17 protein-coding genes are annotated in these 14,611 nt (G+C 59.1%); 4 read left to right on the top strand and 13 right to left on the bottom strand.

All coding sequences use genetic code 11. The features are described from left to right. Positions 1-139: 139 nt before the first annotated feature. From zwf to AC07V9_RS21795, 3 genes are read left to right on the top strand one after another with little or no spacing between them, the layout of a single operon-like run. Positions 140-1,609, top strand: coding sequence for a glucose-6-phosphate dehydrogenase (gene zwf / locus AC07V9_RS21805; protein WP_495017713.1), 1,470 nt, complete (start codon positions 140-142; stop codon positions 1,607-1,609). Further along, positions 1,596-2,315 (top strand): 6-phosphogluconolactonase, encoded by a 720-nt coding sequence (pgl, locus tag AC07V9_RS21800; protein ID WP_495017712.1) that lies wholly within the window; start codon positions 1,596-1,598, stop codon positions 2,313-2,315. The genes zwf and pgl overlap by 14 nt, the downstream gene beginning before the upstream one ends. A 17-nt stretch (positions 2,316-2,332) precedes the next feature. Then, positions 2,333-3,007 (top strand): bifunctional 4-hydroxy-2-oxoglutarate aldolase/2-dehydro-3-deoxy-phosphogluconate aldolase, encoded by a 675-nt coding sequence (locus tag AC07V9_RS21795; protein ID WP_495017711.1) that lies wholly within the window; start codon positions 2,333-2,335, stop codon positions 3,005-3,007. 352 nt (positions 3,008-3,359) lie between these two features. On the opposite strand, the gene AC07V9_RS21790 is transcribed toward AC07V9_RS21795, so the two are convergent. After that, entirely contained in the window at positions 3,360-4,565 is a 1,206-nt protein-coding gene (locus tag AC07V9_RS21790) for an aminotransferase class V-fold PLP-dependent enzyme (RefSeq protein ID WP_495017710.1), read from the bottom strand. Between the two features lie 22 nt (positions 4,566-4,587). After that, positions 4,588-4,851, bottom strand: coding sequence for a DUF3820 family protein (locus AC07V9_RS21785; RefSeq protein ID WP_495017773.1), 264 nt, complete (start codon positions 4,849-4,851; stop codon positions 4,588-4,590). 230 nt (positions 4,852-5,081) lie between these two features. Between AC07V9_RS21785 and AC07V9_RS21780 the strand changes: the two genes are divergently transcribed. Then, a complete protein-coding gene (locus AC07V9_RS21780; protein ID WP_495017709.1) occupies positions 5,082-5,552 on the top strand; it encodes a PA2169 family four-helix-bundle protein in 471 nt (156 codons plus the stop codon). 45 nt (positions 5,553-5,597) lie between these two features. Here the strand turns inward: AC07V9_RS21780 and AC07V9_RS21775 are convergent, their stop codons facing one another. The 11 genes from AC07V9_RS21775 to AC07V9_RS21725 all read right to left on the bottom strand — a co-directional run bounded on the left by AC07V9_RS21775 (position 5,598) and on the right by AC07V9_RS21725 (position 14,411). Next, positions 5,598-7,127: a sensor domain-containing diguanylate cyclase gene (locus AC07V9_RS21775; RefSeq protein WP_495017708.1), complete on the bottom strand. Its 1,530-nt coding sequence runs from the start codon at positions 7,125-7,127 to the stop codon at positions 5,598-5,600. A 233-nt stretch (positions 7,128-7,360) separates the two neighbouring features. Beyond that, positions 7,361-7,633: an HPr family phosphocarrier protein gene (locus AC07V9_RS21770; protein WP_495017707.1), complete on the bottom strand. Its 273-nt coding sequence runs from the start codon at positions 7,631-7,633 to the stop codon at positions 7,361-7,363. A gap of 16 nt (positions 7,634-7,649) precedes the next feature. Continuing rightward, a complete protein-coding gene (rapZ, locus tag AC07V9_RS21765; RefSeq protein ID WP_495017706.1) occupies positions 7,650-8,507 on the bottom strand; it encodes an RNase adapter RapZ in 858 nt (285 codons plus the stop codon). Positions 8,508-8,509: 2 nt separating this feature from the next. Further along, entirely contained in the window at positions 8,510-8,974 is a 465-nt protein-coding gene (gene ptsN, locus AC07V9_RS21760; protein ID WP_495017705.1) for a PTS IIA-like nitrogen regulatory protein PtsN, read from the bottom strand. A 12-nt stretch (positions 8,975-8,986) separates the two neighbouring features. Then, positions 8,987-9,295: a ribosome hibernation-promoting factor, HPF/YfiA family gene (hpf, locus tag AC07V9_RS21755; RefSeq protein ID WP_003377554.1), complete on the bottom strand. Its 309-nt coding sequence runs from the start codon at positions 9,293-9,295 to the stop codon at positions 8,987-8,989. A 77-nt stretch (positions 9,296-9,372) separates the two neighbouring features. Beyond that, the gene (locus tag AC07V9_RS21750; protein WP_495017704.1) at positions 9,373-10,872 is read right to left on the bottom strand and encodes an RNA polymerase factor sigma-54; all 1,500 of its coding nucleotides are present in this window, start codon (positions 10,870-10,872) and stop codon (positions 9,373-9,375) included. Positions 10,873-11,059: 187 nt separating this feature from the next. Beyond that, a complete protein-coding gene (lptB, locus tag AC07V9_RS21745) occupies positions 11,060-11,785 on the bottom strand; it encodes an LPS export ABC transporter ATP-binding protein (protein WP_495017703.1) in 726 nt (241 codons plus the stop codon). Beyond that, complete coding sequence (gene lptA / locus AC07V9_RS21740; protein ID WP_495017702.1) at positions 11,785-12,333, bottom strand: lipopolysaccharide transport periplasmic protein LptA; 549 nt, start codon at positions 12,331-12,333, stop codon at positions 11,785-11,787. The genes lptB and lptA overlap by 1 nt, the downstream gene beginning before the upstream one ends. Further along, positions 12,320-12,892 (bottom strand): LPS export ABC transporter periplasmic protein LptC, encoded by a 573-nt coding sequence (lptC, locus tag AC07V9_RS21735; RefSeq protein ID WP_495017701.1) that lies wholly within the window; start codon positions 12,890-12,892, stop codon positions 12,320-12,322. Before lptC ends, lptA begins: the two co-directional genes overlap by 14 nt. A gap of 10 nt (positions 12,893-12,902) precedes the next feature. Beyond that, positions 12,903-13,436 carry a KdsC family phosphatase gene (locus tag AC07V9_RS21730; RefSeq protein WP_495017700.1) on the bottom strand — a complete coding sequence of 178 codons (534 nt, stop codon included), beginning with the start codon at positions 13,434-13,436 and terminating at the stop codon, positions 12,903-12,905. Continuing rightward, positions 13,437-14,411, bottom strand: a complete 975-nt coding sequence (locus AC07V9_RS21725) for a KpsF/GutQ family sugar-phosphate isomerase (RefSeq protein ID WP_495017699.1) — start codon at positions 14,409-14,411, stop codon at positions 13,437-13,439. It lies immediately after the preceding gene. Between the last annotated feature and the right edge of the window lie 200 nt (positions 14,412-14,611).

Below are 14,611 nucleotides of genomic sequence, written 5' to 3'. Positions count from 1 at the left end.
CCTATCGTACTGAGGGCCTGTAGTGATCACCACTGTAATGTGGTGTTTGGTTAAATGTTGTGGTTATTACTACATTTGGCCTTGAGTAACGCCTTTAAAAAAGGTATTTGTAGCCTAACTTGATAAAAGAACCAACATTATGCTCTCGATTACGGTTGAACCGTGCACTTTTGCCTTGTTCGGCGCCCTGGGCGACCTGGCTGTGCGCAAACTGTTTCCTGCGTTGTACCAGCTGGACCGTGCTGGACTGCTGCACGCCGAGACCCGAATCCTTGCTCTGGCCCGTGAAGCAGGTACGCCTGAGGAGCATCTGGCGTATATCGACAAGAGCCTGCGCCGTTTCGTCCCCGAGGCGCAGCTTGAGAGTGAACACGTGGAGCGTTTTCAGGCGCGCCTGAGCTACCTGCACGTGGATTTCCTCAAGGGCGAAGACTACGTTGCCCTGGCTGAAGCCGTGGGCGATGCGCAAACCATGATCGCCTACTTCGCCACGCCGGCCTCGGTTTATGGCGCGATCTGCGAAAACCTTGCACTGGTCGGCCTGACTGACCGCACCCGCGCCGTTCTTGAGAAACCCATCGGTCACGACCTGGCATCTTCGCGCCGGGTCAACGATGCCGTGGCCAGGTTCCTGCCGGAAAACCGCGTTTACCGGATCGACCACTATCTGGGCAAGGACACCGTACAAAACCTCATCGCGCTGCGTTTCGCCAACAGCCTGTTCGAAACCCAATGGAACCAGAACTACATTTCCCACGTCGAGATTACTGTGGCGGAGAAAGTAGGGATCGAAGGCCGATGGGGCTACTTCGATCAGGCCGGTCAACTGCGCGACATGATCCAGAACCACCTGTTGCAGCTGCTGTGCCTGATTGCGATGGACCCCCCGAGCGACCTGTCCGCCGACAGCATCCGCGATGAAAAGGTAAAGGTGCTCAAGGCATTGGCGCCGTTCACTCCGGAGCGCCTGGCAACCCAAGTGGTGCGCGGGCAATACATCGCCGGTTACAGCGAAGGCAAGCCGGTTCCCGGTTATCTGGAAGAGGAAAACTCCAACACCGCGAGCGACACCGAAACGTTCGTTGCCATTCGTGCCGACATCCGTAACTGGCGTTGGGCGGGGGTTCCGTTTTATCTGCGTACCGGCAAGCGCATGCCGCAAAAGCTGTCGCAGATCGTGATCCACTTCAAGGAACCGCCGCACTACATCTTCGCCCCTGAGCAGCGGATGCAGATCAGCAACCGTCTGATCATCCGCCTGCAGCCCGATGAAGGTATCTCGCTGCAGGTGATGACCAAGGATCAAGGGCTGGATAAAGGCATGCAATTGCGCAGCAACCCCTTGCAACTGAGCTTCTCCGACGCCTACCGCAGCGCCCGTATCCCGGACGCATACGAGCGGTTGTTGTTGGAGGTCATGCGCGGCAATCAAAACCTGTTTGTCCGCAAAGATGAGATCGAGTATGCGTGGCAATGGTGCGACCAACTGATCGCTGGCTGGAAAAAGGCGGGCGATGCGCCCAAGCCTTATGCAGCAGGCTCCTGGGGGCCGATGAGTTCCATTGCGCTCATTACTCGTGACGGGAGGTCCTGGTATGGCGATATGTGAACTTGAATTCCCGGCGGGCCTGAAAGCCTTGGAATTCGACAACCCCGAACTGCTGGCCAATGCGTTGGCCGATCACGTGGCCGAGCGTCTGAGCGCGGCCATTACCCACAACCCGCACGGCATCGCCACGTTGGTGGTGTCAGGCGGCAAGAGCCCGGTGGCGTTCTTCAAGGCACTGGCGCAGAAGCCGATCCAGTGGTCCAAAGTCGTCATCAGCCTGGCTGACGAACGCTGGGTGCCCACCGAACACGCCGACAGCAATGCCGGTCTGCTCAAGCGCTTCCTGTTCCAGGGCCCTGCGGCCGAAGCAGGCTTCTTCAGCCTGTATCGCCCGACCACGACCCTGGAAGAAGCCGCTGCGGCCACCGACGAGGCGCTCAAAGAGCTGCCGAAGATCGACGTGCTGGTGCTGGGCATGGGCGACGATGGCCACACTGCGTCGCTGTTCCCCGAGAGCCCCCATCTGGCCGAAGCGTTGGATCTGAGCAGCGAACGCCGCTGCCTGCCCATGCAGGCGCCGACTGTTCCGCATCAGCGTCTGACCATGACGCGTTCCCTGTTGGCGTCGGCAACGACTCCGATCCTGTCCATTTCCGGGCAGGCAAAACTGGAAACCCTGCGCAAGGCGCTGGCAGGCGACAACCTCGCCGAAATGCCGGTGCGTGCGTTCCTCAACCCGGCTTTAGAGATCTACTGGTGCCCATAAGCAAAGGATCAGCCGCCATGGAGAAAACCCAAGTGACACAACCGTTGAATAGCATGGCGAGCAAAGTTGCCCAGATCGACGAACTCTGCGCGAAAGCGAAGATTCTTCCGGTCATCACCATTGCACGCGAACAGGACGTGCTGCCGCTGGCCGATGCGCTGGCGGCAGGCGGCTTGAACGCGCTGGAAATCACCCTGCGTTCCGAGTTCGGCCTCAAGGCCATTCGCATCCTGCGTGACGCACGCCCTGAGCTGTGCGTTGGCGCGGGTACCGTGCTGGATCGCCACATGCTCAAGGCGTCCGAGCAAGCCGGTTCGCAGTTCATCGTCACCCCGGGCAGCACCCAGGATCTGCTCGAAGCGGGCGCGCAGAGCGAACTGCCTCTGCTGCCAGGCATCAGCAGCGCGTCGGAAATCATGATCGGTTATGCCTTGGGCTATCGCCGCTTCAAGCTGTTCCCGGCGGAAATCAGCGGTGGCGTGGGTGCTATCAAGGCGCTTGGCGGTCCATTCCCTGAAGTGCGCTTCTGCCCAACCGGCGGCGTCAGCGCTGCCAACCTGAAAAGCTATATGGCACTGCCAAACGTAATGTGCGTGGGCGGTACCTGGATGATCGACAACGCCTGGGTCAAGAACGGCGACTGGGGTCGCATTACCGATGCGACCGCTGAGGCTGTCGCGCTGTTCGATTGATACAGGCGTCAAACGCCCCGCAGATTGATCCCCGACAGCTCCCGTTCATGCGGGGGCTGTTTTAATCATCTTCAGATGATGAATTCAAGCGCTGGGCGCTGTTACAGAAGTCGTTGTTGCATGGCTGTTTGACGGTGTTCCCTTGGTCCGGAATGCCGTTTTTTTTGCCCGGAATCTGGCAAGCCGAACGGCCACAGGGGCTTATGCGTTTTTTGCGTATGCGATAAATATGTACCGCACTCAATGGACGAGCCGCGCGTATCGTTGGCTCTCCTTTGTAGTTCGCTTTTCCATGAAGCTCTTTAGCGGCACCGCTTCGGCGGTTGCCGCTTTTTTTCGTCTTCAGCAGGGCTCAGGCCAGTGCCCGCAGAGCCTCTACCAGGCGTGCCACGTCGTCTGTTGAGGTCACGAAGCCGGGAGTGATGCGAATGCAGGGGCCGCACGCCGAGCCGTTTCGCGCTACGGCGAAAATGCCGTGTTCGTCCAGCAACCGTTGGGTCATGAGCTGCTGATCGGCATGACGCGTAAAGCGAAACGAAGTGATGCCGCAGTACAGGCGGGGATCGTCCGGGGTCAGCACCTCGATGCCGTCCATGCTGCGCGCCTCGCTAACCCAAAGGTCTCGCAGGTACGAAAGACGCGCGCCTTTCACCGGCGAGCCGCCAATGGCGCGGTGCTCGGCAAAGACCTGCGTCAGCGTCATCAGGGCTGGAATGTTCGGTGTGCCATAGGGCGCGCGACCAAGAATGTCGTCAGCGGCATAGCGCGTGTCACCCATGTCCGGGTCGATGGCGGTGATCCGGTCCTGCTGTATGTAGATAAAACCGAGGCTGAGCGGCGCGCCCATCCATTTCTGCAAATTGAAGCCGGCGAAGGCCACACCCAGCTCATCGAGCTTGAAATCCAGCTGACCCAGCGCGTGGGCGCCATCGAGAATCACATCGATGCCTTGCGCTTTCGCCATCTGTGCAATGGCCTGAACAGGCATGACCAGGCCGGTCCGGTGGGTGACGTGAGTCAACGCCATCAGCTTGAGCCGTGGGTGAGTCGCGAAGGCATCGCGATAGGCGTTGATGAGTGAATCGTAACTGGCGGGATGCTCATGGCGGATTTCAACCACCTCGACCCCGCGTTGTCTGGCCAGCCAGCGCATGGCGGTCTGCACGCTGTTGTAGTCCAGGTCGCTGATCAGCACCCGATCTCCGGGCTGCAAGCCATTGTAGTTGCGAATCAACGTTTGCAGGGATTCGGAAGCGCAGCGGGTGAGGGCGACTTCGCGAGGGGCGAGGTCAAGAAGCTGGGCCAGATCGGCACGAATGACCTCGCTGTCCTCGGTATCGAAACGCTGGCGAACGTACACCGCGTTGCTGCGGTTCACATAAGCCAGATGCTGTTCGTAAGCGCGCAGCACCTGGCGGGTCATGCGCCCGAAATAGCCGTGCTCAAAGTTGAGGGGGCCGGGCTCGACGTCGTACTGGCGTGCGATATCTCGCCAGAAACTTTCGTCTCGGGCGCGTTCGAAGGCTGAATCCTTTGCAGCAGGTTGAACGGAGGGCATCGGTCGCTCGTCTCGTCAATGATCAGGAAAAACGAATCGGGGTTTTCAGCGGGCTTTCCCGCAACGGTTCGCGTGGGCGGGTGCGCAATGGGTCGAGAAGCGCCGACAGGCCGTTGTGATCGATCTCGTGCATTAACGCCAGCAGAGTGCCAAGTTCACCTGTGGGGAAGCCTTTGCGTGCGAACCAGTTCAGATAGTCACCCGGAAGATCGGCCAACAGGCGCCCTTTGTATTTGCCATAAGGCATTTCACGGGTCACCAGAAGTTTGAGTTTCTCGGGATTCATGAAGCCGCCGTTGGTCTTTTTCAGTGAACTAGAACGATACGTGCATTCTGCACGCGCGCCAACGTACAGATCATGCAGAACGCGACTGCGCTCTGTATGGTCATATTTATAACTCTTTGATAAATAAGTGTTTAATTTAAAAGGCAAGCTGGCACGGCGTCTGCAATATCCCTGTTATGGAGTTTGGCTACAACAAGTCATCCATTAACCTGCCAGAAAGGAACTGCAAAATGACAGACATCAATAAAGAAGCGATCTCGATACTGAATGATCTGATCGAGACCAGCATTGACGGCGAAAAAGGTTTTCACACCAGCGCCGAAGACCTGAAGAATCCTGAAATCAAAGCATATTTCCTTTCTCGTTCCACAGAATGCGCCGCAGCCGTCAGCGAACTTCAGGCTGAAGTGCGCGCATTGGGTGGCGATCCGGAAGACTCGTCGAGTGCGACCGGCAGTCTGCACCGTCTGTGGGTGGAGCTGAAATCCGCCGTGACGGGTAAGAGCGATGAAGCTGTGCTCAACGAAGTTGAACGTGGCGAAGACCATGCGCTGAAGGCTTACAAAGAAGCCTTGGATAAAGCGAAACAGAAGAATCTGCCTGCCAGTGTCATCGACCTGATTCAGCGTCAACTGCCGGGCGTACAGGCCAATCACGATAAAGTCAAAGCGCTGCGTGACTCCGTGCGCAGAGCCAGCTGATCCATTTTCTGAGATCAGGAAAACGCCAGCCAGTCTGGCGTTTTTTTATGGGCGCTGCTCATGGGGAGGCAGTGTTTCATGGGGCTGATATTCGATCCGATTACGGCCATTATGCTTGGCCTGATACAGCGCTTTGTCGGCATCTGAAAACAGTTGGGTCTGTTTTTGACCGGAGCGAGGGCGCTGTGAGGCGACGCCAATGCTCACGGTCACGGGATGTTTGTCGCTTGCAAAAGGCGGTAGTGATTCGATCGCCAGCCTGATCTTCTCGGCCAAGGCGCTGGCGCCCTGCAGGTCGGTTTCCGGCAGCACCACCATGAATTCCTCTCCGCCGTAGCGCGCGGCGAGATCCCCAGGGCGACGAATATTGGCGGCCAGGGTTTTGGCCACATTACGCAGCGCGACATCGCCGCCGTGGTGTCCGTGACGATCATTGAAGGCCTTGAAATGGTCGACGTCGATCATCAGCAGCGAAAGGGGCATGCCAGAACGCGTGCTGCGCGACCATTCCTGCTTGAGCACCATGTCCAGGCGTCGTCGGTTAGCCAGCCCGGTCAAACCGTCGGTCGCGGCCAGCTCGGCGAGCTCTTGCTCGGCCCGTAGCCGCAGTCGCAGTTGTTTGCCCAAGAGATACGACAGCCAGAGAATCCCCAGACACAATAGCCCGGTCGCGCCCGACATTAACAAGGCGTTGCGTTTCCAGACCGCATACACCTCCTCCCGCGATTGCGCGACCACCACGATCAGCGGTAGATCACCGACCCGCGAAAACGTATAGAGCCGCTGCTCGCCATCCAGATCCGAGGTTGCGGTAAAACTGCCGCTCGCTTGCTTCAAGATACGCTGGAAGTTCGGCAGTTGACTGAAGTCCTGACCGATGAACGTGCGTTCGGTTTGCTCCGGTTCTCTGGCCAGCATGATTCCTTCGGCGTTGATCAGGTTGATGGTGCCATGCTGGCCCACGTCCAGCCCCCGGAACAGGCGACTGAAATAGGCAAGGCGCATCGACGCCGAGACGACGCCGACGAAGCGGCCATCGGGGGAGGGGATGCGACGGCTGAAACTGATGCACCAGTCCTTGAAGCCCCAGCGTGACTTGAACGGGCCGTCCACTACCAGCGCCAGCGAGTCATTTTGTTTGTGTTGGGTGAAGCTGGTGCGATCGGAGAAATTGTCCTCGCGGGCAATCACCGACATTGAGTCGGCGACGATCGCTCCCTTGTCATCCAGCACTACCAGATCGCCCTTGTAGGGCGCAGCGGTCGAACGGTCAAACAGCACCTGCTGACGGAGCTGGGCGGAAATCGACATCACCTCCGGCTGCTGCCACGTCGCGATCATGCCCTGCAGCGAAGTGTCGTACAGATCCGCATTGCGCTGCACATCCGCATCGATCAGTTGCACCACATTGTTCGCCGAGCGCACGGCCAGATCGGTCGCATTGCCGTACTCACGGGTCAGCAGCGAGGTGACGATCGCCAGAATCGCGATCACCGCCAGCAGGCTGCCGGACATCAGCATCTTTTCCGGGCGGGACCAGGCTCTTTGCAGCGTCAAGGCGGCGGACAATGTCATCGATCAGCTCTGTGTAGATACAACCATTGCTCCCGTCGCGCATGGGCATGGACGTCAGTCGTTCATTCGAGCTGATCCATGCTGAGGGTGAAGATTGGCGACGGGGTGTTTCAAGGCGATGAATTAAAGATCCATCGCGGTGATTGATCAAGTCTGATGATAGGGGGGTGGCTGTCAGGGGCCGGCCTGATTGAAGCGCGATGCGTCAACCAGGGGGGAGGCGCAGAGGGCGATCACTCGCCCTCGTCGAACTTGTTGTTGATCAGCTCGATCAGGCCTTCCAGCGCAGCCTGTTCGTCGTCGCCTTCGGTCAGCAAATGAATCTCGGTGCCTTTGCCGGCGGCGAGCATCATGACGGCCATGATGCTTTTGCCGTCGACCATGCTGTCCGGCGAGCGGCCGACCCGGATCTGGCACGGGAATTTGCCGGCGACGCCGACGAACTTGGCTGCGGCGCGAGCGTGCAGGCCCAGCTTGTTGATGATGGTGATCTGGTGAGCGGGCATCGCGTTGGGGGTCCTTTCAGCTTAGGTCGCGGTGGCGGACCTGAACATTCTTGAGCGATTGTTGCAGGACCTGACCCAAGCGTTCGGTCAGGTAGACGGAGCGGTGGTGCCCGCCGGTGCAGCCAATGGCAATGGTGACGTATGCACGGCTGCTGGCGGCGAAGCGCGGCAACCATTTGATCAGGTATGAGGAGATGTCCTGAAACATTTCCTCGACATCAGGTTGAGCCGCCAGGTAATCGGCCACCGGCTGGTCGAGCCCCGATTGCGCGCGCAGTTCGGGTTTCCAGTAAGGATTGGGCAGGCAGCGCACATCGAACACGAGGTCGGCGTCCACCGGCATGCCGCGCTTGAAGCCGAACGACTCGATCAGAAACGCAGTGCCCGGCTCTGGCTTGTTCAGCAGGCGCAACTTGAGGGTGTCGCGCAGCTGGTAGAGGTTCAGGTGGGTCGTATCGATGGTCAGGTCGGCCAAGTCGATGATCGGCCCGAGCAAGTTCTTTTCGTCACGAATGGCTTCGGCCAGCGAGCGTGTGGCGTTGCTCAGCGGGTGGCGGCGGCGCGTTTCGGAAAAGCGTTTGAGCAACGTGGATTCTTCGGCGTCCAGGAACAGCACGTCACAGCGGATGTGCCGCCCACGCACCTCTTCGAGCAGGCGCGGGAAGCGTGTCAGGTGGCTGGGCAGGTTGCGGGCATCTATGGAAACGGCCAGCAACGGCTCGGCGAGCTCAGTGTTGATCAGCGCGCGCTCGGCCAGTTCGGGGAGCAAGCCCGCGGGCAGGTTATCGACGCAGTAGAAACCGCTGTCTTCGAGAACATCGAGGGCCGTACTCTTGCCGGAGCCGGAGCGACCGCTGACGATGATCATGCGCATGATCAGTGACCGTTCTGAACGTGAAGCACGACGTTGTAGAGCTCATCACTGCTTTTGGCGCCACGCAGGCTTGCCCGCACGTCGGCACGGTCGAGCATGCTGGCGATCTGGCGCAGCAGTTCGAGGTGCGCGTCGGTGGCCGCCTCGGGGACGAGCAGGACGAACAATAGATCCACGGGCGCGCCGTCAATGGCGTCGAAGTCGACCGGGCGTTCAAGATGCAGCACGGCGCTGACCGGCGCGGTGCAGCCTTTGAGTCTGCAGTGAGGAATGGCGATGCCGTTGCCAAAGCCGGTCGAACCGAGCTTTTCGCGGGCGATGAGGCTTTCGTAGACGGTTTGCCAGTCGAACTCGGGCACTTCTTTGCCGATCAGCTTGGCAATCTCTTCGAGTACAGCTTTTTTACTGCCGCCTGGCACGTTCACGAGGGAACGGCCAGGGGTCAGGATGTTTTCAAGTCGGATCATGGATGAGGGGTATCAGCGAGCTGCCGCACCTTTGAGGATGCTTTGCTGCTTTTCCTTATGCTTGAGCAATTGTCTGTCCAGCTTGTCAGTGAGCAGGTCGATTGCCGCGTACATGTCGTCATGTTCCGCATTGGCAACCACTTCTCCACCGTGGATATGCAGCGTGGCCTCGATCTTCTGTTTGAGTTTCTCGACGGCCATCGTCACCTGAACGTTGGTAATCTTGTCAAAGTGCCCTTCGAGCTTTTTGAGTTTCAGCTCGACGTATTCGCGCAGGGGCTTGGTTACTTCCAGTTGGTGTCCACTGATGTTGACTTGCATACAGCTTCTCCTTCGTTGCCAGTGCATTAAGAGGCAGGCTTGGATGCCTGCCACTGGAACGCTGTGGCCTGTGCCCTTTACATCAGTCGCTTGCGTTCGCTTGAAGGCGCTATCCCTAGAGATTCGCGGTATTTGGCGACTGTGCGACGGGCCACTTGAATGCCTTGTGCCTCCAGTAAACCAGCGATCTTGCTGTCACTCAACGGCTTTTTCTGATTTTCCGCAGCAACCAGTTTTTTGATGATCGCGCGGATCGCCGTGGACGAGCATTCACCGCCTTCGGAGGTACTGACGTGGCTGGAGAAGAAGTACTTCAGTTCGTAAATGCCGCGCGGCGTGTGCATGAATTTCTGCGTGGTGACACGAGAAATCGTTGACTCGTGCATGCCAACCGCTTCGGCGATATCGTGCAGCACGAGCGGCTTCATCGCCTCGTCGCCGTACTCCAGGAACCCGCGTTGATGTTCGACGATCTGGGTGGCGACCTTCATCAGGGTCTCATTGCGGCTTTGCAGGCTCTTGATGAACCAGCGCGCCTCCTGCAACTGGTTGCGCATGAAGGTGTTGTCGGCGCTGGTGTCGGCGCGGCGCACGAAACCTGCGTACTGCGGATTCACGCGCAGACGCGGCACGGCTTCCTGATTCAGCTCGACCAGCCAGCGCTCGTTGTCCTTGCGCACGATGACGTCAGGCACCACGTACTCGGCTTCGGTGGATTCGATCTGTGATCCGGGACGCGGGTTGAGGCTCTGGACCAGTTCAATGACCTGGCGCAGGTCGTCTTCCTTGATCTTCATGCGGCGCATCAGCTGCGCGTAATCGCGGCTACCGAGCAGGTCGATGTAGTCGCTGACCAGCCGCTGTGCTTCGGCGAGCCACTTGGTCTTGGCCGGGAGCTGACGCAGTTGCAGCAGCAGGCATTCGCTCAGGGTGCGGGCGCCGATGCCTGCGGGTTCGAATTGCTGAATGCGATGAAGCACGGCTTCGATTTCGTCCAGCTCGATGTCGAGTTCCGGGTCGAAAGCGTCCAGCAGTTCTTCGAGGGATTCGTCCAGGTAACCCTGGTTGTTGATGCAGTCGATCAGCGTGACCGCGATCAGGCGGTCGGTATCGGACATCGGTGCCAGGTTCAGTTGCCACAGCAGATGGCTCTGCAGGCTCTCGCCCGCGGAGGTGCGGGTGGTGAAGTCCCACTCGTCATCGTCATTGCTGGGCAGGCTGCTGGCGCTGGTCTGGTAGACATCTTCCCAGGCTGTGTCGACGGGCAGTTCGTTGGGAATGCGTTCGCTTTCGCTCCACTCGCTGTCTTCGAACGTGTCGACGGTCGGTGCTGATTCCTGGTAGGTCGGTTCCTGAATCTCAGGGGTGGGCTTTGTTTCGATATTGTCGGCCATGGGGTCGGCGTTATCGAAATCGTCGCCTTCTTCCTGGCGCTCCAGCATAGGGTTTGACTCCAGTGCCTCCTGAATTTCCTGTTGGAGATCCAGCGTCGACAGTTGGAGTAAGCGGATGGCCTGTTGCAGCTGCGGTGTCATCGTCAGCTGCTGGCCCATTCTCAAGACTAGCGAAGGTTTCATGGCAGGGACTTAACACCTTATTCGCCGGCGCACATGGGCGCCATCCACTACTAGGGCGCCGGGGCGCCAACTTAAGCAAATTATATGCCTGAAACCTGTGTGTTTGCCTAGGGTGTGATGGCAATTAATGCGAGGTTGGCGATGAGTCGCATGTTGCGTTCATCCGCCAACCCTTGCCATCGGCCGCTTACAGGCGGAACTCGTGGCCGAGATACACTTCCTTCACCAACTGGTTGGCGAGAATGGTTTCAGAGTCACCTTCTGCGATCAGTTGCCCATCGTTGACGATGTAGGCCGTTTCACAGATGTCGAGGGTCTCGCGGACGTTGTGGTCAGTGATCAGAACGCCGATGCCCTTGGCCTTGAGATGGTAGATGATCTGCTTGATGTCACCCACGGAGATCGGGTCGACACCGGCGAAGGGTTCGTCGAGCAGGATGAACTTGGGGGCGGTGGCCAGGGCGCGTGCGATTTCGACACGGCGGCGTTCGCCACCCGAAAGGCTCATGCCAAGGTTGTCGCGAATGTGCGTGATGTGGAATTCCTGAAGCAGGCTCTCCAGCTCTTTGCGACGCCCGGCGCGGTCGAGTTCCTTGCGGGTCTCGAGAATGGCCATGATGTTGTCCGACACCGACAGCTTGCGGAAGATCGAGGCTTCCTGCGGCAGGTAGCCGATACCGGCGCGTGCGCGGCCGTGCATGGGCTGATGGCTGACGTCCTGGTCGTCGATCAGGACGCGGCCCTGATCGGCCTGAACCAGGCCGACGATCATATAGAAACATGTCGTCTTGCCTGCGCCGTTAGGACCCAGGAGGCCGACGATCTGACCGCTGTCGATGGACAGGCTGACATCACGTACGACCTGGCGAGCCTTGTAGGCCTTGGCCAGGTGTTGGGCTTTCAGCGTCGCCATTACTGGGCCTTCTGCTGGTCGGTTTTCTTTTTCGGCTGGATCACCATGTCGACGCGAGGACGGGCTTCAGTGACCTTGCTGCCTGTTGCGCGGCCGGCACTGGCAAGCTTTCTGACCGTGTCATAGACGATTTTCTCGCCCTGGGTCACGTTGTTGTCCTTGTCGACCACTTTGGCCTTGTCGATCAGCACGATGCGGTTTTGCGGCGCGTGGTACTGGATCGTCACGCCCCAGCCCTGAACGGGTTTGGGGTCGCCGGCCGTCTGCAACTGCTCGAAGTAGGCCAGGTTGCCCACCGAGGTCACGACGTCGATGTCACCTTCCGGGGTGCGGGTCATGGTCACCTTGTTGCCGGTGACCTTCATCGAGCCCTGGGTGATGATCACGTTACCGGTGTAGGTGGCGACGCCTTGCTTGTCGTCCAGTTGGGCGTCGTCGGCCTGAACACGGATAGGCTGGACTTGATCGTTCGGCAGAGCCCAGGCGCTCACGCTTCCCAGTGCTGCGCCCAGGCCGAGCAAAATAGGGAGGGTTTTAAGGAGCCTCATACTGTCCTCTTGCGTTCGATAGCAGGTGTATCCTGCTTTCTTTTAGATAGGCCTTCATACCCGTACCGGTGCTCACGCCGTTAAAGCCGTCGATTCTAACGGGTTGCGCGGTTTCCGCATATTGCTTCTGAGGGAAGACTGTCATGCGGGTGCTGGTGATGATCGTGGTCCGGTTCTTTTCGTCGGTGCGGTTGATGTGCACCTGATCGATCAGCTCGACCTGTTCCCCGCCCGGCGACACCTCGGCGCGCACGCTCTTCACATGCCATGGGAACTCGGTGCCGCGATACATCGCCATGACCGGAGTCGTCATCAGGGTCACGTCGGTGGCCTTCAGATGCTCGGCCTTGTCGGCAGTCAGGTCGTATTGCACCGTACCGTCAGGCAGGTACTGGATGGTGTGGGTGTTGGTTGCATAGTAGTCGATGGCGCTTTCGTCGACCGCCACCTTGGGCTGGTCCATGAAGCTTTCCGGGCTGATGTTCCAGTAGCCCGCAGCCGCCAATAGCGCGGCAAGGACCCCGAAGATCAGAAACGTACGAATTCTTTTGCTCAGCATAAATGCACTTCTATAAGTAGGCGGCGTGGGCCGCTTCGAGGTTGCCCTGAGCACTCAGGATCAACTCGCAGAATTCTCGGGCAGCTCCTTCACCGCCTCGGGCCTGGGTCGTGCCATGGGCGTGTTGGCGGACGAATCCGGCCGCGTTGGCCACCGCCATGCCCAGCCCTACGCGACGAATTACCTGCAAATCGGGCAGGTCGTCGCCCAGATAGGCCACCTGTTCGTAGCTCAGGTTCAGCTGTTGGAGCAGTTCGTCGAGCACCACCAGCTTGTCTTCGCGGCCCTGGTAAAGATGGGCGATACCCAGGTTCTTCGCACGGCGCTCTACGACAGGGGTCTTGCGACCGCTAATGATAGCCGTTGTGACGCCAGAGTTGATCAGCATCTTGATGCCCTGGCCATCGAGGGTGTTGAAGGTCTTGAACTCGCTGCCGTCTTCGAGGAAGTACAGGCGACCGTCAGTCAGTACGCCATCGACGTCGAAGACCGCCAGTTTGATCTGTTTGCCGCGTTGCATCAGGTCGTTCATGTCGAGGCTCATTTACATCACTCCTGCGCGAAGAAGGTCCTGAAGGTTGAACGCACCGACAGGGCGGTCGTTCTCGTCGACGACGATCAGCGCGCCAATCTTGTTGTCTTCCATGATTTTCAGCGCTTGGGCTGCGAGCATTTCCGGGCGGACGGTCTTGCCGTGCTTGGTCATGACATCGTCGATGGTTGCCTGACGAATATCGATGTCGCGGTCCAGCGTACGGCGTAAGTCGCCGTCGGTGAAGACCCCGGCCAGCGCGCCGTCCGGTTCGAGAATGGCGGTCATGCCCAGGCCTTTGCGGGTCATTTCCATCAGCGAATCGCGAAGTGGAGTGCCGCGGGCAACCCAAGGCAGCGCGTCGCCGCTGTGCATGACGTGCTCGACCTTGAGCAGCAGGCGGCGGCCCAGCGCGCCGCCCGGATGCGAGAAAGCGAAGTCTTCGGCGGTGAAACCACGTGCGTCGAGCAGCGCGACAGCCAGCGCATCGCCCATGACCAGCGCCGCAGTGGTCGACGATGTGGGAGCGAGATTCAACGGGCAGGCTTCTTTTTCGACCCGCGCATTGAGGTTGACGTTGGCGGCCTTGGCCAGGGTCGAGTCGGGGTTGCCGGTCAGGCTGATCAGCTTGATGCCCAGGCGCTTGATCAGCGGCAGCAGGGTCACGATTTCGGCTGTGGTGCCCGAGTTCGACAGCGCCAGGATGATGTCGGCGCTGGTGATCATGCCCATGTCGCCGTGACTGGCTTCGGCCGGGTGTACGAAGAACGCCGGGGTGCCGGTGCTGGCCAGAGTGGCCGCGATCTTCTTGCCGATGTGCCCGGATTTGCCCATGCCGACCACCACGACGCGGCCCTGGCTTGCGAGAATCATCTCGCAGGCGCTGACGAAGTCTGCGTCGATGTGCGCAAGCAAGCCTTCCACCGCTTCAATTTCAAGGCGGATGGTGCACTGTGCGGAGTGAATCAGGTCGCGAGCGTTGGTCATGTCTGGAAAGGGTCGGTCGGGTGAAAAGGCGGCGATTATAGCGGCAATGTTGAAAAGCCTCACGCCTCATCGCAGGACTTTGTGTATAGAAAGGATCCTTCCTTCGGCCCCAGTCCGGCAATGGCTTAATAAGTGTGGGAAATTTCCACAGCTGCCGAAATATTTCTCCGAAGATACAAGTGGCCACGTTGGAGCTTTGG

Source organism: Pseudomonas sp. GW821-FHT02A11 (assembly GCF_059421985.1).
This window is presented reverse-complemented; position numbering and strand designations above follow the sequence as displayed.